The following is a 21721-nucleotide window of genomic DNA, read 5'->3' as shown; positions in this document are numbered from 1 at the left end:
GAATTATGGAATTATATATAACGGAATTATCCAAATATGTCATTGCACTTCTGATGGCCTTATACACATATGAATGCTTTGCGGTATTCCGGTATCGGGATGAGGAAGCGCGAAGCGGTATTTATACAAGACAGAATCTTTTGATGCTAAGTATTCACTTCTCCTGTTTTATGGCTATTTGCTTCGAAACGGGAGAGATGAGTTATTTGATTTTTTATGCTTTTCAGCAGATTGTATTGTTTGCGACAGTCGTTCTCTTTCATTTGATTTATCCGAAAGCAAACCGATTAATCGTTAACAATATGTGCATGCTTTTAAGTATTGGTTTTGTCATTTTAACGAGAATTTCTTATGAAAAAGCGGTAAAACAATTTATGATTGTAGCATTTTCCCTTGTGGTTGCTATGCTCATTCCTTTTTTTGTTCATAAGTTGAAGTTTTTGAAGAACTTAACATGGATCTATGCACTGTTCGGCATTGGAGCGCTCGGTATAGTACTTATCTTAGGCTCGGCCACATACGGATCGAAGATATCGTATTCTATCGGTGGTGTGACGTTTCAGCCATCAGAATTTGTGAAGATTATTTTTGTATTTTTTGTAGCGAGCGCATTGTATGAAGCATCTTCTTTTTTTGAAGTATTCACGACAGCCGTAGTGGCAGGAATTCATGTAATTGTGCTGGTTATATCGAAAGATTTAGGGAGTGCTCTTATCTTTTTTATTGTATATGTATTTATGGTATTCGTAGCGACGAAGAATCCGCTCTATCTTTTGGCAGGAGGAATAGGGGGAGCGGGTGCTGCTTTCATCGCTTATAAGGTGTTTACCCATGTTCAAGTGAGAGTGCAGGCATGGAGTGACCCGTGGAGTCAGATTGACTCAGGCGGTTTTCAGATTACACAATCGCTGTTCGCTATCGGAAGCGGCGGCTGGTTCGGGCTTGGATTATTTCAGGGAACGCCGGAATCGATTCCTTTTGTGGAGGTTGATTTTATTTTCTCAGCAATTGCCGAAGAACTCGGTATTGTATTTTCTATGTGTATGATTCTCATATGCATAAGTTGTTTTCTTATGTTTATGAATATATCCATGAATCTTGAAGATCGATTTTATCAATTGATTGCTTTTGGCCTTGGAGTGACTTATATTTTTCAGGTATTTCTTACGATTGGTGGAGGAAGCAAGTTCATTCCGTTGACCGGCGTTACGTTACCGCTAATCAGTTATGGTGGAAGTTCTGTCTTAACGACATTGATTATGTTTGCCATTATTGAAGGGCTATGTATGATCAAGCGAGATGAGGAGAGGGAGAATCGGAAGGCGCGAAAAAAGAAAAAGCAGAAAGTGACTTATTTCGAGGATTTGGATGAGAACGAAGAAGAATAAAAATGAAAATAAAGATAGAAAAAAAGTAAATTTGCAGATTGTAACAGTGACCATTTTATTCATTGGCCTTTTCGTAAGTATGATGTCTTATATCTGTTATTATTCAGTGACCAATAAACAGGAGTTGATTAATAATAGCTATAACAGCAGGCAGAAAATGTTGATTGCCAAAAATACGAGGGGAACCATCTATTCAAAGGATGGAGATATTCTTGCCGAGACAATAACGCAGGAAGATGGCAGGGAAGTGAGGGAATATCCGTATACGAATCTGTTCGCTCATGCGGTAGGTTATTCCACCAATGGAAGGGCAGGGGTGGAAGCCTTGGGGAATTATTATTTGATTAATTCTAATGCGCCCCTTTCCGACAAGGTCGCTAATGAAGTCTCCGGGGAAAAATATCCGGGGGACAGTGTATATACGACGTTAAGCGTAGAGCTTCAGGAAGTGGCTTATAACGCACTCGGGGTTTATAAAGGAGCGATTATCGTGACAGAGCCTTCCACAGGAAAGGTATTGGCCATGGTATCCAAACCGGATTTTAATCCGAATGAAATTGAGGCATTGTGGGATGGACTGGTCGAGGATAAAGATAATAGTATTTTATTAAACCGCACGACACAAGGGCTCTATCCTCCCGGCTCTACCTTTAAGATCATTACAGCGCTCGAATATATAAAAGAAAATCCGGGTAATTACCATGACTATCATTTTAATTGCACCGGAAGCTTTACAAATGGGGCGGACCGGATTAATTGCTACCATGGGCAGAGTCATGGCAATGAGGATCTTGTTAAGTCCTTTGCGAAATCATGCAACTCCTCCTTTGCGAATATCGGTCTTAATTTAGACAGAAAAAGCTTTCAAAGCACTCTGGCGAATCTGATGTTTAACGAGGAACTCCCTTTGAAGATGAACTACAGCAAAAGTAGAATTGCAGTGAATGAGGACTCCACCAATGCAGATATGATGCAGGTCGCTATCGGACAAGGAACGACGGGAATGACTCCTATTCATTTAAATATGATTACGAGTGCTATCGCAAATAAAGGGAATGTGATGCGGCCATACTTGATTGAACGAGTGGAAAATAGTACAGGAACGGTAGTGAAACAGTTTGCACCTTCTTCTTATCGCAAAATAATATCGGAAGAAGAAGCGGCTGCGCTTACTGAGCTAATGACAAACGTTGTAGAAGAAGGAACAGCTACCCGTTTAAAGGGCTTATCCTATACAGCGGCAGGAAAGACGGGATCTGCAGAATATAATAATGTGAAAGAAGATTCACATGCGTGGTTTACCGGATTTGCTCCGGCTGAAAATCCGGAGATATGTGTAACTATCATTATAGAAGGCGCCGGCTCCGGCGGCGATTATGCAGTGCCTATTGCCAAGAGAATCTTCGACGCCTATTTTGGAACATGACAGCAAGATATCGGTTGACTTAGCAAATAACTTCTATCTGTAAGGATAGATCCGATGATAAGTCGATAATACTATTACCGGCACGCAGAAGCGGCCGGGAAAGATGCTTTTGATTAATTACAATAACTTCTGCGATTCTTCCATCGCTTAGCCGTACGTTATAACCCATCTGGGTGCCGGCGATATGGGAGAGTATAGGACGAAGGATCGATTCTTCATAAATGATAAATCCGGCTTTTTCAAAACGTTCGATCACTTGAAAGGGATGCATGGACTGACGATACATTCGGGCAGAGGTCATCGCCTCATAGGAATCGATAATAGCAATATATTTGGCAAAACGGTCTATTTTATCCCCTCTAAGCCGGGAAGGATAACCGGAGCCGTCGCAACGTTCATGATGCATCAGTGTAGCATTTAGTATATGCTGATTTAAATCCAGTTCTTTTAATAAATTGAATCCGATTAAAGTATGTGTTTTCATTTGAGCGAATTCCAGATCTGTCAGCTTCCCGGGTTTCCACAGCAGGTCGCTGGAAAGCTTTAGCTTGCCAATATCATAGAAGAAGCCGCATTGGATTAGGATGTCGGTATCTTCATTCGAAAGATTAAGCCATTTTGCAAATACTCCGGCAATCAAAGCTGAGTTCAGGCAGTGTGCGTGAGTCATATCATCTTCACTCGGCAGCATATGGTACAGATAGTCCAACAGAAAATCGTCATTTTTGGCATGAGGAACCAGTGTGTTATAGATATCCATAAGCTCTCTGATCTCCAAAGGAGTACCATTTATAACAAAGTCGTTCATAAGCTCTTTATAACGAGTGAGATTTTCTTTATAAATAACTTCAAATATTTGGAATTCCTGGCTTAGCCGCACCCTCTCAAAATGAGTTGTAGCATAGTCAACAGGTTCTTTTATAAGGACACACATAACAGAATGCCTAGTGATCTTTTTAATATGTTCTTCGGTAAGTATAGTATTTATCGGAACTAGAAGTTCATTTTTATAATTAAAAACATCCTCACCCACTTCCATGCCGGGTTTCAGAGCAATACACGCAGTATTTATCATAAGTTTATTTCCTCCTTTGCGATGAAATAATTATGTATATTATAATATAAAGTATAAATTACTCCAAAAAAATGTCAATGTTTTTTTCCCGGAAGTATTGTGGTATAATCCCTTTATGTTACTGTTCACACCTATGGTGCTCACAGTAACAATATCACACAAATTGCATCAAGAACATGCAATTTGGCGTCTGTTAAACTCGGGATTTTGTGCACATTGTGCACAAAACGCCTCGCGGAATAGTACCTGTGAACAGTAATCCCTTTATCTAATAGATTCTAGTTTTTATAAACATTTGCCAGAAAGGCGTTCCCAGAATGAAATTTTATAAAAGTCTATATATTGGTCAAACTATAAAAAAACCGTATAAGGTGAAATGGAAGCTGCGCTATGGAGCTCTGCAGCCGAACATATATGTAATCACCCTAGCCAAAGGGAGTGACCAGCTTGAGATTTATCATAGTATTTTTCTGCGGCAGAAATATTATCGCAAACATCCTCCTTATATTATAGGCATTTGCAAAGGATATGAGGAAGCGCTAGATACTGTAATAGGAATCGTACAAGCGGCGATAGAAAAAAGTGGAAGTCCTGACATTAAGAAGTTTCTGTTCTCTCAAGTAAATCATTAAGGGGTATCTATGCTGCACATATTATTGTTGATATTGAAAATAATAGGAATAGTACTGGCAATTATTATTGGTGTTTTGCTTTTTGCTATTATCCTCATATTGTTCGTTCCAGTCAGATACCGCGTTAATGCGGAGGGGGAATGGGGAAAAGATGAGCCGTTTCATGTGGAAATCAGAGTCACATGGCTGCTTCATCTCGTAAATATTCTTCTGTCTTATCCTAATGCTTCCTATATAAAAGCCAGAATTCTTATATTTACTATTTTTGATTCCTCAAAGCCAAGGATATCCAAGGATAAAGGGAAGAGCCAAAGAAAAGAAAGCAGGGAAAACAGGAAAAAAAGAGCTGATAAAAAGAATAAAACAGAAGAAATGGAAAGTGACCGTATAACTAGTAATATTAATGGAGAAGTAAGTGACAACGATATAGATGACGGAAGAAATGATAATACGGATAATGAAAAAAATGAGGATATAGATAATACAATAAATGACAATATAAACAAAAAAGAAAGTATAAAAGTTGAAGATGAATACCATGGAGATGCGTCTGGGACAGAAGCGGAAGATGGAAATACAAGAGAAGTGCGAGATGATGCGGAAGAGAAAGACAGCCTCTGGATAAAAATAAAGAATCTTTTTGCCAAAATCGTAAGTCTCTTTCTGAAACTTTTGGATATAATAAGAAATATTGAGTACACAATAACGAGCATATGTGATAAAATAAAAAAAGTTATTGGAAACATAGGATATTATGCAGAAATCATACAAGGGGAACTGTTTAAAGAGGTCTTTGGTTTCTCGAAGAATCAGCTTTTTCGAGTGATAAGAAGTATTCGTCCGAGAAAATGCGATATCTGTTTGACCATAGGAACGGGAGATCCTGCCAGTACGGGACAGATATTTGCCATTTATGGCATGCTTTATCCTTTCATAGGAAGAAACGTTTCGCTACAGGCTGATTTTGAAGAGATGATAATAAAAGGAAACCTGAAGATAAGAGGAAAAGTCACCGCTTTTACGCTACTTATAGTAGCCTTGCGGTTATATCGCGATAAGAATATAAGACAACTGTTAAAAATGTTAAAAAGGGAGGACGCTTAAATGGCAGAAAATAATTTCTCAGGAGTAATAGAATCGTTGATGAAGGGTATTGATTCTGTACTTTCTACAAAGACGGTAGTTGGTGAAGCGACACAGGTAGGCGATACGATCATATTGCCGCTCGTGGATGTGACATTTGGTGTAGGAGCAGGATCCAGTGCTGCTGATAAGAAGAGCGGAGGAGCGGGTGGTTTTACCGGGAAGATGACACCGAGCGCAGTACTCGTTATCAAGAACGGCACGACTAAGTTGGTAAATATTAAGAATCAGGATACGATAACGAAGGTTCTCGATATGATTCCTGACATTGTAGATAAGTTTACAAAGCCATCGGAGAAAGAAGAAATGATGAACGATGAAGATGCGGTAGAAATTGCATTTCCTGAAGGTGAAGAGTAATGGGTATCTATTGTGCAGAAATTGCATAAGATAAAGTAAGAAGCATAAGCGGAGATGGTTGCATGAAAAAAATGATTGGTTTTATCGCTTTTTGGATTGCGGTAGGCATGTTACTTATGCTTTTTTTTGCAAGTAGATTTCTCGGTTTAATCGTATGTGCGCTGCTACTATTAGTCGGTTACAATTTCTATTATTGCGATTGAGATAAGGGATTATAAAGAGGGGTATTATTTTACAATGAGTTATCAAAGGGAAAAGGACCTTGAACGCGAGTTGGCAGAAATATTAAGAGATGGTTCCAGCGATGAATGGAATGAATTGAAGGTATGGTTATTTAAAGAAAATGTTCGTTTGAATAACCTTAGAAAGGATCTCGATCATAGAGAAGAGATGCTGGAAGAGGAGAAGAAACAGTTTATAAAGCATTCGGAGTCTCAGAACCGTTTACTGGAAGCTGACCGGAAAAGGTTGGAAAGGGAAAATGTTTTCTTCGACCAGAAGATGAAACTTCTAAAAAGTGGATTTGAAGATTTAGAAGAAGACCGCCGTAAATTTCTAAAAGAGAAGGACATGTTCAATGCAAAAAAGGAACTTTACGAGGAAGAACCATCATTTTTTGGCAGTTCTAATATGGTGGGTATGCTTTTTCGCGGAGTAAATAATCGTCTTGCCTTGAAGAAGAGATATAAGGATTTGATGAAGATGTTCCATCCGGATAATGTGGCAGGAGACCATGATATGGTTCAACTGATCAACAGGGAATATGAGGAACTTAAAAAGGTTTATGACATTAAAAAAACAGCTTATTAAGCTGTTTTTTGATTTGAATACTTTAGTAAAATTATGCTCTTTCCACTTTGCCTGATTTCAAGCAGCTTGTACAAACATGCAATTTTCTAGAAGCTCCGTTCACTTTGCATTTTACGCTTTTTACGTTCGAATTCCAGATTCTGTTAGTTTTTCTATTGGAATGGCTTACATTATTACCAAAATGAGCGCCTTTACTGCAGATATCACATTTAGCCATCGTCTTGCACCTCCTCGGAATTTATACTCACAACAGTAGTATAATATCAGAAAAGATAACGGAATGCAAGCCTAAATTTCCAAAGGGTAAACTTTTTTATTATTTTAGTTTCTTTTTTGGAACGAAGCGGTTATAATACATATTATATGTCTACGATTAAAATATAAGGAGGTATGTTATGAGAGCTTCTTCTATGGATACCCATATGGGAAATATCGCTATTGATAATGAAGTAATTGCACAGTATGCCGGTTCGGTGGCAATGGAATGTTTTGGCATTGTAGGTATGGCCAGTGTTAATGTGAAAGACGGCCTGGTGAAGCTTTTAAAGATGGAGAGCATGACAAGAGGAATTAAGGTTACTCTTGATAATAACAAACTGATACTTGATTTTCATGTGATAGTTTCTTACGGAGTGGGTATTCTCGCGGTTTCCGATAACTTGATCAGTAATGTGAAATATAAGGTGGAGGAATTTACCGGTATTGAAATTGAGAAGATTAACATCTTTGTAGAAGGTGTAAGAGTAATTGATTAATGAGTAGAAAACACTCGTAAGGAGGATTTTGTTGTGGTTAATACAATCGATGCTAAGATACTTTCCAAGATGTTCTTGGCTGGTGCGAAAAATTTAGAGGCGAAGAAGGAATGGATCAATGATTTGAATGTGTTCCCGGTACCGGATGGCGATACCGGTACGAATATGACATTGACCATTATGGCGGCAGCGAAAGAAGTATCCCTTATGGAGAATGCGGATATGGTTTCTTTATGCAAAGCAATTTCTTCCGGTTCTTTGCGCGGGGCAAGAGGTAACTCCGGCGTAATTCTTTCCCAGTTGTTTCGCGGATTTACAAAAGTCGTAAGAGAATATGAAGAATTGAACGCAGATGTAATTGCTGAAGCCTTCGATAAGGCAGTAGAGACTGCCTATAAAGCTGTTATGAAGCCGAAGGAGGGAACGATCCTTACTGTTGCGAAAGGTGCGGCTGAGAAAGCACGTGAGCTTGCAGATAACGGTCAGGAAGATTTAGAGATTTTCTTTGGAGAAATTATTCAATATGCGGATGAAGTTTTAAGTAAGACTCCCGATATGTTACCCGTATTAAAGCAGGCAGGGGTTGTGGATTCCGGCGGACAGGGTCTTATGCAAGTGTTAAAAGGCGCTTACGATGCCTTCCTTGGAAAAGAAATCGATCTGACAATACCGGATGCGAAACCAGCTGACTTATCAGGACTTTTGATGAACATGGATACCCATGCACAGGCGGATATCAAATTCGGTTACTGCACAGAGTTTATTATTATGCTGGGTGGTAAGAATTTTAATATCAAACAGGAAATTGACTTTAAGGCGTATTTGGAATCCATCGGTGATTCTCTTGTAGTAGTGGCGGATGATGATGTGGTAAAGGTACACGTACATACCAATGATCCGGGGCTCGCTATCCAAAGAGCGCTGAAATATGGTTCTTTATCTAATATGAAGATTGATAATATGCGTTTGGAACATGAGGAAAAGCTGTTTAAAATGGCAGAAAAGAGCCAGGAAGCAGTTGCTGCCCAGATGCCTAAAAAGGATGTTGGATTTATTGCTGTTTCAGTTGGCGAGGGAATCAATGAGATTTTCACCGGTCTGGGCGTTGATTATATTATAGAAGGCGGACAGACAATGAATCCGAGTACTGAGGATATGCTCAATGCTATCGATAAGGTAAATGCGGATACTATCTATATTCTTCCAAACAATAAGAACATTATACTCGCTGCAGAGCAAGCGGTTCATATGTCGGAAGACAAGAAAATCGTTGTAATTCCTACAAAAACGGTACCGCAGGGTATTACGGCTGTTATTAATTATATACCTGATCTTTCTGTAAAAGAGAATACAGAGACGATGATGGAAGAAATCAAGGCAGTCAGCACCGGGCAGGTCACTTACGCAGTGCGCGATACCGTCATCGACGATAAAGAGATTAAAGAAGGCGATTACATGGGAATCGGAGATAGCGGTATTCTTTCTAACGGTGTGGATATGAAGGCCGTTACTTTCTCCATGATTGAAGGTATTATGGATGCTGACAAAGAGCTTATCAGTATCTATTATGGAAAAGAAATCTCTGAGGAAGCGGCGGAAGATCTACGAGCCAAAGTAGAAGAGACATATCCGAAATGTGATGTGGAGCTGCAATATGGCGGCCAGCCCATTTACTATTATATTGTTTCTGCGGAATAGAGCTGGTAATTAGGATGTTACTCTTCACATCCAAGTAGGATAAATAAAAGCAGGTGTAAGAAGGACGGAGTGACACCGTCCTTTTTTTGACAGATGGTATGATTATGAATGATAGTACGAATATTATTGATATTAAAGGTGTGGGAGAGAAGACGGTAAAGCTTTTTGCAAAGCTTAATATAAGTAATGTAGGAGAACTTTTACACGAATATCCAAGAGATTATGAGACTTTTCAGGAGCCTGTTATGATTAGCGAGGCGCCTATTGGGGAGGTTTGTTCGATACGTGCCTGCCTTGTAGGTAATATTAGCACGAAAAAGGCAGGTAATCTGACTATACTGAATTTTGTCATTAAGGATGCAGGCGGACAAGTTGCTATGACATACTTTAATACTCCTTATGTAAAAAGTATGTTGAAAAAGGGACTTTTCTATATTTTTCGCGGAATTCCTCAGATGAGGGGCGGCCGGTTAATTATGGAGCAGGCGAAAATATATAAACCGGAAGAATATCTCAAACTAACCGGAATTTTGCAGCCTAAATATTCTCTTACAGCCGGACTGACGAACAATATGATTACAAAGTCTGTAAAGCAGGCATTGTCCCATTATCATTTTGGCGAGGACTATTTACCGGAGGATATCAAAGAGTCTCAAGAACTTATTTCCTATGAACAGGCGATAGAACATATTCATTTTCCGCCCGACTATGAAAAGATGCTGGCGGCCAGAAAGCGGCTTGTGTTCGATGAGTTCTTTTTATTCATATTAATGCTTCGCAAATGTAGAGAGCACAATGAAGTTCTTACGAACTCTTATCCAATGATGGAGGTCGCTCAGACGAATCGGTTAATCGAAGGGCTTCCTTATGCGTTGACCAATGCCCAGCAAAAGGTATGGGAAGAAATCAAGGAAGATTTATTGAGCGACAGAGTGATGAATAGACTCATACAAGGCGATGTTGGATCCGGTAAGACAATTCTTGCCTTTCTTGCTCTTTTAATGTGTGTATCCAACGGCTATCAAAGTGCTTTCATGGCTCCGACCGAAGTGTTGGCAAGGCAGCATTTCGAAGCAGTAACAGAACTTACAAAAGCACATAATCTGCCTTTTATTCCTATATTACTGACCGGTTCTATGACTGTGAAAGAAAAAAAAGAGGCATATAAAGAAATAGAAAGCGGCGGCGTCAACTTGATTATCGGCACACATGCGCTTATCCAGGAGAAGGTCAACTACCACAGGCTCGCTCTCGTAGTAACGGATGAGCAGCATCGCTTCGGAGTGAGACAGAGGGAAACCCTTGCGGGAAAAGGAGAGAATGTACACGTTATAGTAATGAGTGCGACCCCTATTCCTCGAACTCTCGCCATTATTTTATATGGAGATTTGGATATTTCCATTGTAGATGAACTTCCGGCTAATCGGCTTCCCATCAAGAATGCTGTTGTATCTACGGATTACAGGGAGAAAGCCTATCGGTTTATAGAAAAAGAAGTGCAGGCCGGGCGGCAGATATATGTCATTTGCCCGATGGTGGAGGAAGGAGAAATAGAAGGCGCAGAAAATGTAATTTCCTATACGGAAAAGCTGAAAAATGTCCTTTCTTCAAACATACAAATAGCCTACCTTCATGGTAAAATGAGACCTGCAGATAAAAATAAAATTATGGAGGCATACGCAGCACATCATATCGATGTACTTGTATCCACCACCGTAATTGAGGTAGGAATTAACGTACCGAATGCGACGGTGATGATGGTGGAGAACGCAGAACGTTTCGGTTTAGCACAGCTTCATCAGTTAAGAGGACGTGTTGGTCGTGGAGAACATCAGTCCTATTGTATCTTTGTAAGCGGTTCGAATAAGAAGCAGACGATGGAACGTTTGGATATTTTAAATCACTCCAACGATGGATTTTTTATTGCGGGAGAAGATTTGAAGCTACGAGGACCAGGCGATTTGTTCGGTATTCGGCAAAGCGGATTGATGGACTTTAAAATAGGAGATATTTATCAAGATTCAGATGTATTAAAGCAAGCCGGAGAATGTGTGGATGAACTTCTTTTGAAAGATGAAATGCTCGATAATCCTATGCATTTACCCCTTAAGCAGTATCTGGAAAAGGTAATAAATTCGGTTGACTTTAGAACAATCTGACAGTAAGATATAAGAAGAGCAAAATTTACAGGCGGAAGGAGAGGTATCCGTGCCGGAATGAGCAGAGGATGCCGGAAATGAAATTGGCAAATATTGCAATTGTAACGGACAGCAACAGTGGAATTACGCAGGTACAGGCAAAGGAACTTGGGTTGCATATACTACCGATGCCTTTTATGATTAATGAAGAAACCTTTTTTGAAGATATTGATTTATCTCAAGAGCAGTTTTATGAAAGACTCGCTGCGGGAGATCAGGTGGTAACTAGCCAGCCTTCTCCGGAAGCGGTGATGAACTTATGGAATAATTTATTAGATGATTATGATGAAATCGTGCATATTCCTATGAGCAGCAGCCTTTCCGGCTCTTGCCAGAGTGCAATTATGCTTTCTCATGACTACGAAGGAAAAGTGCAGGTAGTCGATAATCAGAGAATCTCTGTAACACAGAGGCAGGCAGCTTTGGATGCTATTCAGTTGGTGAAAGAAGGAAAGAGTGCGGTAGAAATCAAAGAATTCCTGGAAAAGGACAAGGCTAATTCCAGTGTTTATATTATGTTGGACACCTTATACTATTTAAAAAAAGGCGGACGAATCACTCCGGCTGCAGCAGCACTCGGCACGCTCCTTAAGTTAAAGCCGGTATTGCAGATTCAAGGCGGAAAACTGGATGCGTTTGCCAAGGCACGTACTACAGCACAGGGCAAAACAATTATGACGACAGCCATTAAAAACGATATGATAAATCGTTTCGGCGGTGCAGATAAGGACAACATCTGGCTGCAGGTTGCTTATGCACACAATGTGGAAGCTGCTCATGCATTTAAGGAAGAGTTGCTCCAGGTATTCCCCGGATTCGATGTGCATATGGCGCCATTATCTCTTAGCGTGGCCTGCCATATAGGGCCAGGTGCTCTGGCAGTGGCCTGCTGTAAGAAGAATTAGGAATGAAAATTAGTTTCATAGGCGGCATATTCGGTGAAGACTGAATACGCCGCTCGTTTTTTTGTCATAGTAAGAAGTGGGCTGTGCAGCTAAAAGTTTTAATCGCGAGAGTGAAGAAGCACACTTTTGTTCTTTCCAAGAAATGGTGGATATGCTATACTACAGTGTGTGTTTTTAGACTCATGAAGAAATGAAGAAAGGGCAGTGTATAATGGGAAGAGAGGGTACCTATGATGCATCGAGCATCACCGTATTAGAAGGTTTGGAAGCGGTCAGGAAGAGACCGGGTATGTATATAGGAAGTGTTTCGACGAAGGGGTTGAATCACTTAATCTACGAGATTGTCGATAATGCAGTGGACGAGCATCTGGCTGGGCACTGTGACACGATAAGAGTAACATTGGAGGCGGATGGTTCCGCGACGATTGAAGATAATGGACGCGGTATCCCGGTAGGAATGCATGAAAAAGGAATCAGTGCGGAACGTCTCGTTTTTACTACGCTCCACGCAGGCGGTAAATTCGATGATTCTGCCTACAAAACGAGCGGAGGCCTTCACGGTGTAGGTTCTTCCGTTGTCAATGCGTTGTCATCCTATTTAACAGTTCAAGTTAAAAACGGCGGTTTAATCTATGAAGATAGATATGAGAGAGGAACCCCGACTGTCGAACTGATAGAAGGGCTGTTGCCGGTCATTGGGAAGACAAAAGAAACGGGAACGAAGGTTAATTTTCTTCCGGATGATACTATCTTTGACAGGACAAGGTTCAAAGAGGATGAGGTGAAGAGCCGCCTCCACGAAACTGCCTATTTGAATCCGGCTCTGACCATCATTTACGAGGATAAAAGAAGAGCGGAGACAGAGGCGATAACATATCGCGAGCCGGATGGAATTATCGGTTTCATCCGTGATATGAATAAGGCGAAGGAAAGCATTCATGATGTTATTTACTTCAAAGGTGAAAGCGAAGGAATCTCAGTAGAGGTAGCCTTTCAGTATGTAAATGAATTTCATGAAAATGTACTCGGTTTCTGCAACAATATATACAATGCGGAAGGCGGCACTCATTTGACCGGCTTCAAAACCATGTTTACAAATACTATCAATACTTATGCGCGGGAACTCAACATTTTAAAGGAAAAAGATGTAAACTTCACCGGAGCGGACGTCCGTAACGGAATGACTGCCGTTGTCTCCATTAAACATCCGGATCCAAGGTTCGAAGGGCAGACGAAGACGAAGCTGGATAACCAAGATGCTGCCAAGATTGTAAGCAAGGTGACCGGAGATGAAGTCATCCGTTATTTCGACCGTAACCTGGAAACTTTGAAAAGTATTATCGGATGTGCGGAAAAAGCAGCCAAAATCAGAAAATCGGAAGAAAAAGCGAAGACAAATATGCTGGCAAAACAGAGATTCTCCTTCGATTCCAATGGTAAGCTGGCAAACTGTGAATCCAGGGATCCTTCTGTGTGCGAAATCTTTATCGTAGAAGGAGATTCCGCGGGGGGAAGTGCAAAAACAGCAAGGAACCGTGCATTTCAAGCGATTCTGCCTATCCGGGGAAAGATTCTCAACGTGGAAAAAGCGAGCATAGATAAGGTACTTGCCAACGCGGAAATTAAGACGATGATCAACGCTTTCGGGTGTGGTTTCTCGGAAGGATATGGTAATGATTTCGATATTTCCAAGCTCCGCTATGATAAGATTATCATTATGGCCGATGCGGATGTGGACGGCGCACATATTTCTACTTTGCTTTTGACCTTATTTTATCGATTTATGCCGGAGCTTATCTTCGAAGGGCATGTGTATCTGGCTATGCCTCCCCTTTATAAAGCGATGCCTTCCAAAGGGAAGGAAGAATATCTCTATGATGATAAGGCGTTGGAAAGATACAGGAAAAGACATAAGGGGCCTTTTACCTTGCAAAGGTATAAAGGACTTGGTGAAATGGATGCGGATCAGCTATGGGAGACAACGCTCGATCCGGCAAGCCGTCTGTTAAAGCAGGTGGAAATTGAAGATGCCAGAATGGCTTCTGAGGTAACAGAGATGTTAATGGGCACAGAGGTGCCTCCAAGAAAGACATTTATTTACGAGCATGCGGCAGATGCCGAGCTTGATATTTAGTAATTGGTCGGAGGGGTAAGTGTAACATGGAAGACAGTAGAATTATAAAGACCGAATATTCGGAAGTGATGCAGAAATCATATATCGATTATGCGATGAGCGTTATTATTGCGAGAGCGCTTCCTGATGTGCGGGATGGGTTAAAGCCGGTACAGCGTAGAACCCTATACGATATGTATGAATTAGGGATGCGATATGACAAGCCGTATAGAAAGAGCGCACGTATTGTGGGAGATACTATGGGTAAGTATCATCCTCATGGTGACAGTTCAATTTACGAAGCTCTTGTAGTGATGACTCAAGATTTCAAAAAGGGGATGCCTCTAGTAGACGGACATGGTAATTTCGGTAACATTGAGGGTGACGGTGCGGCTGCTATGAGGTATACGGAAGCGAGGCTTCAGAAAGTAACTCAGGAAGCTTTTCTTTCCGATCTCGATAAAAATGTGGTGGACTTTGTTCCTAATTTCGACGAAACGGAGAGGGAACCGTCCGTGCTGCCTGTAAAAATTCCTAATTTGTTAGTGAACGGTTCGGAGGGAATTGCAGTAGGAATGGCTACCAGTATCCCGCCCCATAACTTGGGAGAGGTTATCGATGCCACAAGAGCTTATATGAAGGATGAAAATATAAGCACCAGAGAGTTGATGAGATATGTAAAAGGTCCCGATTTCCCGACAGGCGGCATTGTCATTAACAAGGATGAACTCCTGGATATATATGAAAGTGGGAGCGGTAAGATTAAGGTACGTGGGAAGATAGAGATAGAAAAGGCCAAGGGTGGAAAGACTAACCTGGTTATCACTGAGATTCCTTATCCGATGATAGGTGCCGGCATTTCTAAGTTTCTTTCCGATGTGGCCGGACTTGCAGAAACGAAAAAGACACAGGATATTGTGGATATTTCCAACCAGTCCTCCAAGGAGGGCATCCGTATCGTTATTGAACTTCGAAAGGATGCGGATATCGAGAATTTCAAGAATATGCTCTATAAGAAAACACGCCTGGAAGATACCTTTGGAGTGAACATGCTGGCGATTTCCAAAGGAAGGCCGGAAACGCTCGGTTTAAAGCAGATCATTAAGGCGAATGTAGACTTTCAGTTCGAGGTCGCCAAGAGAAAATATGAGACCCTTCTCGCAAAAGAGATGGAGCGAAAGGAAATACAGGAAGGTCTTATTAAGGCTTGCAACGTAATCGACTTGATTATTGAAATTTTACGGGGAAGTAGGGACCGTGCCATGGCGAAAGCATGCCTTGTGTCCGGGAATGTGGATGGTATCAAATTCAAGTCCAAAGAATCGAAAATCATGGCCACCCAGCTTATGTTCTCAGAAAAACAGGCTGATGCCATTCTCGATATGCGTCTATACCGTCTAATCGGTCTGGAAATCGAAGCCTTAATGAATCAGCATGAAGAGACGATGGCAAATATCTACCGTTATGAGGATATTCTGGAGCGCAGGGACTCCATGGCCCAAGTTATTATGAACGAATTGGGTGCCATCAAGAAAGAATATGCGAGGGAAAGAAGAACTGTAGTAGAAAATGGTGCAGAAGCGGTATATGAAGAGAAGAAAGTAGAAGAGATGGAAGTGATGTGTCTGATGGACCGTTTCGGATACTTAAAAACAATCGATATGCCCACCTATGAACGCAACAAGGAAGCGGCAGATGCAGAAAATAAATATGTATTTTCCTGTAAAAATGTGGGAAGAATATGTATTTTCACGAATAAAGGACAGCTTCATACGATTAAGGTCCAGGATATTCCCTTTGGAAAATTCAGGGATAAAGGAATCCCAGTGGATAATGTGAGCAATTATAGTTCGGAAAAAGAGGAAATCCTCTTAGTAACCAGCCAAACACAGCTTAACTTGTATCGGGTAATATTCGCGACCAAAATGTCTATGTTGAAAATTGTGGACGGCGGAGAATTCGATGTAATGAAAAGAACGGTTGCAGCCACTAAGCTTCAGGACGGTGATGAAGTGGTAAGTGTAGTAATTGCTGATGAGCAAAAAAACATTGTACTGCAGACGGCCGGAGGCTTTTTCCTTCGATTCCAGATCGATGAGATTCCTGAGAAGAAAAAGGGAGCTGTGGGGGTACGCGGAATGAAGCTTAGCGATAATGATTACGTGGAAGCGGTATACTATACAAACAGCACCTCGGATCAGACAATAGAATATAAGAATAAGAATGTTGAGCTAAACCGCTTAAAGCTTGGAAAGCGAGATACGAAAGGGGTTAAGATTCGAGTATAAGAACTTGGATAAGATTTCGTAAAAAAGATTGACCACAGGCCGTGAAACGATTAATATGTTGATATATAGTTTATAAGCGCTTAACGGCTAAATAATAACTATAAAGATGGAGTTCATATGAGAGTAATAGCAGGAACGGCCAGAAGCCTGAGACTTAAGACGATTCCCGGGCAAAACACAAGGCCTACTACCGACAGAATAAAAGAAACCTTATTTAATATGATGCAGCCTTATATAGGTGATAGTGTATTTTTGGATTTGTTCGCTGGAAGCGGCGGTATTGGGATTGAAGCCTTAAGCCGTGGTGCGAAAAAGGTGTATTTTGTAGAAAATGATAAGTCAGCATTTGCCTGCATCAGTGAGAACGTAAAGTTTACTCGCTTTGAAGAGCAATCAGTTCTTTTAAAGCAGGACGTGCTTGGTGCTCTTTCCATGATAGGGGAGAAGGAGGTTGACCTTATTTTCATGGATCCCCCTTATCTTTCAGGCTATGAGCGAAAGGTTTTATCGATACTTTCTCAAAAAGCTTATGTGACGGAGAATACCATTATTGTTATGGAAGCCGCACTTGAAAGCGACTTTTCGTATGTTGAGGAACTTGGATTTGAAATTACGAAAGTAAAGAATTACAAAACGAATAAGCACGTATTCGTTGCAAGAGAAGGGGATTAGAAATGAAGAAAGCAATATACCCAGGAAGCTTTGACCCGGTTACCTTCGGTCATCTTGATATCATCCGGCGTTCAGCAAGTATTTTTGACGAATTAACGGTAGGTGTGTTGAATAATAACTTAAAGACTCCGTTGTTTTCTGTAGAAGAACGTGTTAAGATATTACAGGAAGCTACTAAGGATTTGCCGAATGTGAAGATAGATTCTTTCAGTGGATTGCTGGTTAATTATACGAAGGAAAAGGACATCCATGTAGCAGTTCGGGGCGTTAGGGCTATTACCGACTATGATTATGAACTGCAGATTGCCCAAACGAACCATAAGCTGTCGGGAGGGGAGTTGGATACAATATTTCTCACTCCTAATCTAGAGTATGCTTATTTGAGTTCCAGCGGTGTGAAAGAAATTGCAAGCTTTCATGGAGATATTTCCATGTGTGTTCCGGAATTTATTGTGAAGCTTGTTTATGAAAAATATGGATTCGGTGAAGAGTAACAGATATTATCAGTAATAGGAGATTAATATATGAGCAGTAGAATCGAACAATTAATAGATGAGATAGAGGAATATATTGACAGTTGTAAATATCAGCCTTTATCTAATACAAAGATAATTGTAAATAAAGAAGAAATTGACGAATTGCTCAGAGAGCTTCGCATGAAGACACCTGATGAAATAAAGCGTTACCAGAAGATTATCAGCAATAAGGAAGCCATTTTAAATGATGCCCGAGCTAAGGCGGAAGCTCTTATCAATGAAGCAACGCTTCATACGAATGAGTTGATTAATGAGCACGAGATTATGCAACAGGCATACAGCCAGGCGAATGAGGTGGTGACCCTCGCTTCCCATCAGGCACAGGGGATTCTGGATAATGCTACGATAGAAGCTAACAATATTAAGACTGCGGTAATGCAATATGCGGATGATATGCTCGCCAATATGGAGAATCTGATTGCTCAGACAGCCAATATGACCACAGCGCATTATGAAAGCTTTGTAAATAATTTGAATAGCTATTCCGAGATTGTAAGGGCTAACCGGGCGGAGTTGAATCCTCAGGAGGAAGATTTCTTAGATGAGGGGAATGGTACCGGCGAGGAACCGTTGAATCTGGATTTATTGTAATATATTTTAACGTTAATTTTAACGGGCTCCGTCATTGGCGGAGCCGTTTTTTATATTTGATAGGGGGATATATGGGGAAATGAATAAAGTAATGGTTTATTTTTGGGCAGGGGTTTTCTTCTTCCTATGTCAGGTACTTCCGGCTCGCGGTAGCGAGCTTGTTCACGGTAGTGAACCTGTTGTTGTAGTGTTAGATCCAGGGCACGGAGGTGAGAATCTCGGTGCTGAATATGGAAAATATACGGAAAAATATATGACAATGATAGTGGCGAAAGCCATGAAGGAAGAGTTGGAAAAATACGAAGGAATTACTGTATATTTAACGAGAGAAAATGATGAGGATATGACACTGGAAGAAAGAGTGCTATTTGCCAAATCTGTGAATGCAGACTTTTTGTTCTGCCTTCATTTCAACATGTCTGTTAAACATGATTTGTTCGGTGCAGAGGTATGGGTGTCCGCTTTTGATAAGGAATACCAAAGAGGATACACTTTTGCAAGTGTCGAAATGGACATGCTGACAGATCTGGGCTTATATTCCCGAGGGATTAAGACGAAGTTAAACGATCGGGGAACAGACTATTATGGCATTCTCCGCCATGCTACTGCTAACGATTTAACCGCTGTATTAATCGAGCATTGTCATCTGGATCAGGAAAATGATGAGGAATTCTATACCTCCCCGGAAAGTTTAAAGCAGTTCGGTATCTTGGACGCTACGGCTGTGGCGAAATACTATGGATTGCAGTCGAAACAGCTCGGTGTTGACTATAGCTATTATCAAAATGTAGAGATTCCACTGCCATCTACTGCTGTAACGCCTGACGATACGGCACCTGATATTTGTATTATTGATGTGAAAGATGTAAAAGAAGATACCGGAAGTGTAACCGTAGAGGTATCCGCCCAGGATTATGACAGTTATATGTTGTATTACTCCTATAGCTACGATGGAGGCGTGACTTTTTCTGATTTGCAAAGATGGTCTCCGAGAGATGAAGACACCATCCGATTTACATTTCAAGTGCCTTCTGGTACGGTTCCGGAGATTGTTGTAAGAGCCTATAACGGATTTGATGGTTTTACCGAAAGCAACCATATTCATTTACCGTCTATCCGTTATGGGATAGATGAGGAGGAAGCCGTAGAAGCGAGCAATATTATAGCGGCCGGAGAAAATGAGCAGACAAACGGGTCAGTCAAAGAGGATGCGAGTGACCTAATAAGTCAAAACAAGGAAAAGCAGGAACAACGGAAAGAAATCACAGTCTTATATTTCTTCCAGGTATCCCTTATTTGTGTCGCTATTTTATTCGTACTATTTGCTATAGTGATTCTTTTGTCCGCTATCCGCTCAAAGAAGAAACGAAGACGGAGAAAATAACTTCCAGATTCCATAATACATTGCCGTGAGGCCTGTTAGAATGAGTTTATGAATTGTATATGTTTTCAAGGATAGGCCGGTATCCTTTATCATGCTATAAGTCTGAGCCAGGCAGGAGAAACCGCCGAAGGGTAGAAATAAGAGCACAATAAGAGGAGCAGTATCTCCTATACGGCTGATTCCGCTCGTAATTTCCAAGAGACAGTTAAAAAAAGGAAGCGAACTCCTTGCAATTTTCTCACCTGACATAAAAACTTGCGGTATTAAATTCAGCAAATTAAATAAAACCATATAACCGCCCAGCTTGGCGATGCTGTATAGTCCTGACATAACAGAATCGTCCAAAGCATCTAAAAAGGGGATGTTTTTATTTTTTTCCGCTGCTAAGAGCAATGCTTTATGTTTTATAAAAGGGTGGGCCGTCCTTGGAATCCCGATCGTATTTTTGTAAATGGTGTATCTCAAAAAAACGCCATAGAAAAGAGGAATGCCATACATCCCCAGAAGGTACGGCATCTTTTTCGTCAGGTTCAAGGTCGGAAGTACAAAACTGATGAAATAAATGGGGCCGATATTATTACAAAAGGATAGCAGGAATTCCGCCTCTTCTTCCGATATCTTATTATGTACGAGCAAATCGGCAACTACCTTCGCTCCCATAGGAAACCCGCATAAGAATCCAACGATAATGGCATAAATACCGTTCGGTCCAATCGAGAAAATGGGACAAAGAAACGGAGAAAGAGCGCGTACGAATTGCCCGGTCAGATTCAGCCGTATCATCATTGCGGATAGAATCATAAACGGAAGAAGGGTTGGAATCATTCGGTTGAACCATAATTGTAATCCGGTGAAGGAATAGGCAAGGCTTTCTTTTGGAAAGGTCAAAAGCAGGAGCGTTAGTAAAAGGAAGAATCCTGTAACAAAAAAAGTTTTCCAATTTTTTTTCAATGATGCCACCATAGGTTTATGAAATGCATTATAGTAAAGGTATATGAACGGCAGGAATAAATAAGAAGTAAGGAAGGGGAATAAGATGCTGCGATTGGATAAATTCCTATGTGAAGTTAACGCTGGGAGCAGGAGTCAGGTGAAGGCTTACATAAAAAAAGGAATGGTAACTGTAAACGGAACCGTGATAACGAAGCCTGAGACGAAGATAGAAGAAGAAAAGGACGAGGTCATTTTTCAAGGATCTCCCTGTGTCTATCGGAAATATGTTTATTATATGCTGAATAAGCCGCGGGGGGTAGTTTCTGCTACACAGGATAATGTGAATGAAACGGTAACAGGGTTATTAAAGCAGACAGGGTACCATGATTTATTTCCGGTAGGACGTCTGGATAAGGATACGGAGGGACTTTTGCTTATGACGAACGACGGAGCGCTTGCCCATTCTCTGCTTTCTCCCAAAAAAAATGTGACAAAAGTCTATTATGTGGAGATAGAACGTCCCTTAACGAAGGAAGAAATCCTTCTGCTGGAACAGGGAGTAGATATCGGTGAAGAAAAGCTTACTCTCCCTGCATCGGTAGAACTATTGACAGAAAAGAGTCTTTATCTGACGATTACGGAAGGGAAGTTTCACCAAGTGAAGCGTATGCTGCAGGCAGTGAGTAATAAGGTAACCTTTTTAAAGAGGACGGCAATGGGAAGTCTTAGGCTGGATGAATCCTTGCAAGCAGGAGAATATCGGGAACTGACGGCAGAGGAACTTGAGGACTTAAGAGGGTTGGGAGACGCATAA

The 21721-nt window shown here is 40.9% G+C and carries 20 protein-coding genes; 17 read left to right on the top strand and 3 right to left on the bottom strand.

Annotation, left to right across the window (positions count from 1 at the left end; translation table 11 throughout):
- The first annotated feature begins 5 nt into the window (after positions 1-5).
- The gene (locus RBB56_RS00755; RefSeq protein ID WP_306720476.1) at positions 6-1388 is read left to right on the top strand and encodes an FtsW/RodA/SpoVE family cell cycle protein; all 1383 of its coding nucleotides are present in this window, start codon (positions 6-8) and stop codon (positions 1386-1388) included.
- The gene (locus RBB56_RS00750; protein WP_306720475.1) at positions 1369-2814 is read left to right on the top strand and encodes a peptidoglycan D,D-transpeptidase FtsI family protein; all 1446 of its coding nucleotides are present in this window, start codon (positions 1369-1371) and stop codon (positions 2812-2814) included. The genes RBB56_RS00755 and RBB56_RS00750 overlap by 20 nt, the downstream gene beginning before the upstream one ends.
- Positions 2815-2833: 19 nt before the next feature.
- Here RBB56_RS00750 and RBB56_RS00745 read toward each other — a convergent pair whose 3' ends face one another.
- Complete coding sequence (locus RBB56_RS00745; RefSeq protein WP_306720474.1) at positions 2834-3889, bottom strand: HD-GYP domain-containing protein; 1056 nt, start codon at positions 3887-3889, stop codon at positions 2834-2836.
- 371 nt (positions 3890-4260) lie between these two features.
- Here RBB56_RS00745 and RBB56_RS00740 point away from each other — a divergent pair, with 371 nt between their 5' ends.
- The 4 genes from RBB56_RS00740 to RBB56_RS00725 all read left to right on the top strand — a co-directional run bounded on the left by RBB56_RS00740 (position 4261) and on the right by RBB56_RS00725 (position 6834).
- Positions 4261-4521: a hypothetical protein gene (locus RBB56_RS00740; protein WP_306720473.1), complete on the top strand. Its 261-nt coding sequence runs from the start codon at positions 4261-4263 to the stop codon at positions 4519-4521.
- Between the two features lie 9 nt (positions 4522-4530).
- Positions 4531-5625: a DUF2953 domain-containing protein gene (locus RBB56_RS00735; protein WP_306720472.1), complete on the top strand. Its 1095-nt coding sequence runs from the start codon at positions 4531-4533 to the stop codon at positions 5623-5625.
- Complete coding sequence (locus RBB56_RS00730) at positions 5626-6024, top strand: GerW family sporulation protein (RefSeq protein ID WP_306720471.1); 399 nt, start codon at positions 5626-5628, stop codon at positions 6022-6024.
- A gap of 237 nt (positions 6025-6261) precedes the next feature.
- Entirely contained in the window at positions 6262-6834 is a 573-nt protein-coding gene (locus RBB56_RS00725) for a hypothetical protein (RefSeq protein WP_306720470.1), read from the top strand.
- Positions 6835-6865: 31 nt separating this feature from the next.
- Here RBB56_RS00725 and rpmB read toward each other — a convergent pair whose 3' ends face one another.
- Positions 6866-7051, bottom strand: coding sequence for a 50S ribosomal protein L28 (gene rpmB / locus RBB56_RS00720; RefSeq protein ID WP_306720469.1), 186 nt, complete (start codon positions 7049-7051; stop codon positions 6866-6868).
- Positions 7052-7229: 178 nt separating this feature from the next.
- On the opposite strand from rpmB, the gene RBB56_RS00715 reads away from it, so the two are divergent.
- The 10 genes from RBB56_RS00715 (at position 7230) to RBB56_RS00670 (ending at position 19974) form a co-directional block, all read left to right on the top strand.
- A complete protein-coding gene (locus RBB56_RS00715; protein ID WP_306720468.1) occupies positions 7230-7589 on the top strand; it encodes an Asp23/Gls24 family envelope stress response protein in 360 nt (119 codons plus the stop codon).
- A 69-nt stretch (positions 7590-7658) separates the two neighbouring features.
- Positions 7659-9287, top strand: a complete 1629-nt coding sequence (locus RBB56_RS00710; protein ID WP_306722056.1) for a DAK2 domain-containing protein — start codon at positions 7659-7661, stop codon at positions 9285-9287.
- A 104-nt stretch (positions 9288-9391) separates the two neighbouring features.
- Positions 9392-11446, top strand: a complete 2055-nt coding sequence (gene recG, locus RBB56_RS00705; protein ID WP_442905438.1) for an ATP-dependent DNA helicase RecG — start codon at positions 9392-9394, stop codon at positions 11444-11446.
- Positions 11447-11523: 77 nt separating this feature from the next.
- Positions 11524-12390, top strand: a complete 867-nt coding sequence (locus RBB56_RS00700; protein WP_306720466.1) for a DegV family protein — start codon at positions 11524-11526, stop codon at positions 12388-12390.
- Between the two features lie 211 nt (positions 12391-12601).
- The gene (locus RBB56_RS00695) at positions 12602-14524 is read left to right on the top strand and encodes a DNA gyrase/topoisomerase IV subunit B (RefSeq protein WP_306720465.1); all 1923 of its coding nucleotides are present in this window, start codon (positions 12602-12604) and stop codon (positions 14522-14524) included.
- A gap of 26 nt (positions 14525-14550) precedes the next feature.
- Positions 14551-16791, top strand: a complete 2241-nt coding sequence (locus RBB56_RS00690; protein ID WP_306720464.1) for a DNA gyrase/topoisomerase IV subunit A — start codon at positions 14551-14553, stop codon at positions 16789-16791.
- Between the two features lie 117 nt (positions 16792-16908).
- A complete protein-coding gene (rsmD, locus tag RBB56_RS00685; RefSeq protein WP_306720463.1) occupies positions 16909-17463 on the top strand; it encodes a 16S rRNA (guanine(966)-N(2))-methyltransferase RsmD in 555 nt (184 codons plus the stop codon).
- A 2-nt stretch (positions 17464-17465) separates the two neighbouring features.
- Positions 17466-17957 carry a pantetheine-phosphate adenylyltransferase gene (gene coaD, locus RBB56_RS00680; protein ID WP_306720462.1) on the top strand — a complete coding sequence of 164 codons (492 nt, stop codon included), beginning with the start codon at positions 17466-17468 and terminating at the stop codon, positions 17955-17957.
- A 30-nt stretch (positions 17958-17987) separates the two neighbouring features.
- Positions 17988-18590 carry a vacuolar family H+-ATPase subunit H gene (locus tag RBB56_RS00675; protein ID WP_306720461.1) on the top strand — a complete coding sequence of 201 codons (603 nt, stop codon included), beginning with the start codon at positions 17988-17990 and terminating at the stop codon, positions 18588-18590.
- Between the two features lie 79 nt (positions 18591-18669).
- On the top strand, positions 18670-19974 hold the full coding sequence (locus RBB56_RS00670) for an N-acetylmuramoyl-L-alanine amidase family protein (protein WP_306720460.1): 1305 nt from the start codon (positions 18670-18672) through the stop codon (positions 19972-19974).
- On the opposite strand, the gene RBB56_RS00665 is transcribed toward RBB56_RS00670, so the two are convergent.
- Positions 19945-20937 (bottom strand): hypothetical protein, encoded by a 993-nt coding sequence (locus RBB56_RS00665; protein WP_306720459.1) that lies wholly within the window; start codon positions 20935-20937, stop codon positions 19945-19947. The genes RBB56_RS00670 and RBB56_RS00665 overlap by 30 nt on opposite strands.
- A gap of 73 nt (positions 20938-21010) precedes the next feature.
- Here RBB56_RS00665 and RBB56_RS00660 point away from each other — a divergent pair, with 73 nt between their 5' ends.
- The gene (locus RBB56_RS00660; protein ID WP_306720458.1) at positions 21011-21721 is read left to right on the top strand and encodes a pseudouridine synthase; all 711 of its coding nucleotides are present in this window, start codon (positions 21011-21013) and stop codon (positions 21719-21721) included.

It is taken from the genome of Kineothrix sp. MB12-C1 (assembly GCF_030863805.1).
Classification (GTDB): Bacteria; Bacillota; Clostridia; order Lachnospirales; family Lachnospiraceae; genus Kineothrix.
The sequence above is the reverse complement of the archived record's forward strand: the minus strand, read 5'-3'. Positions and strand labels throughout refer to the sequence as shown.

Bases quoted from the DNA above. Each gene is read 5' to 3' on its own strand.
- RBB56_RS00665 (WP_306720459.1), bottom strand. From the start codon at position 20,937: ATGGTGGCATCATTGAAAAAAAATTGGAAAACTTTTTTTGTTACAGGA.
- RBB56_RS00660 (WP_306720458.1), top strand. From the start codon at position 21,011: ATGCTGCGATTGGATAAATTCCTATGTGAAGTTAACGCTGGGAGCAGG.
- RBB56_RS00700 (WP_306720466.1), top strand. From the start codon at position 11,524: ATGAAATTGGCAAATATTGCAATTGTAACGGACAGCAACAGTGGAATT.
- RBB56_RS00690 (WP_306720464.1), top strand. From the start codon at position 14,551: ATGGAAGACAGTAGAATTATAAAGACCGAATATTCGGAAGTGATGCAG.
- RBB56_RS00670 (WP_306720460.1), top strand. From the start codon at position 18,670: ATGAATAAAGTAATGGTTTATTTTTGGGCAGGGGTTTTCTTCTTCCTA.
- RBB56_RS00750 (WP_306720475.1), top strand. From the start codon at position 1,369: ATGAGAACGAAGAAGAATAAAAATGAAAATAAAGATAGAAAAAAAGTA.
- coaD (WP_306720462.1), top strand. From the start codon at position 17,466: ATGAAGAAAGCAATATACCCAGGAAGCTTTGACCCGGTTACCTTCGGT.
- RBB56_RS00730 (WP_306720471.1), top strand. From the start codon at position 5,626: ATGGCAGAAAATAATTTCTCAGGAGTAATAGAATCGTTGATGAAGGGT.
- RBB56_RS00675 (WP_306720461.1), top strand. From the start codon at position 17,988: ATGAGCAGTAGAATCGAACAATTAATAGATGAGATAGAGGAATATATT.
- RBB56_RS00725 (WP_306720470.1), top strand. From the start codon at position 6,262: ATGAGTTATCAAAGGGAAAAGGACCTTGAACGCGAGTTGGCAGAAATA.
- RBB56_RS00715 (WP_306720468.1), top strand. From the start codon at position 7,230: ATGAGAGCTTCTTCTATGGATACCCATATGGGAAATATCGCTATTGAT.
- RBB56_RS00710 (WP_306722056.1), top strand. From the start codon at position 7,659: ATGTTCTTGGCTGGTGCGAAAAATTTAGAGGCGAAGAAGGAATGGATC.
- rsmD (WP_306720463.1), top strand. From the start codon at position 16,909: ATGAGAGTAATAGCAGGAACGGCCAGAAGCCTGAGACTTAAGACGATT.
- RBB56_RS00745 (WP_306720474.1), bottom strand. From the start codon at position 3,889: ATGATAAATACTGCGTGTATTGCTCTGAAACCCGGCATGGAAGTGGGT.
- RBB56_RS00695 (WP_306720465.1), top strand. From the start codon at position 12,602: ATGGGAAGAGAGGGTACCTATGATGCATCGAGCATCACCGTATTAGAA.
- RBB56_RS00755 (WP_306720476.1), top strand. From the start codon at position 6: ATGGAATTATATATAACGGAATTATCCAAATATGTCATTGCACTTCTG.
- recG (WP_442905438.1), top strand. From the start codon at position 9,392: ATGAATGATAGTACGAATATTATTGATATTAAAGGTGTGGGAGAGAAG.
- RBB56_RS00735 (WP_306720472.1), top strand. From the start codon at position 4,531: ATGCTGCACATATTATTGTTGATATTGAAAATAATAGGAATAGTACTG.
- rpmB (WP_306720469.1), bottom strand. From the start codon at position 7,051: ATGGCTAAATGTGATATCTGCAGTAAAGGCGCTCATTTTGGTAATAAT.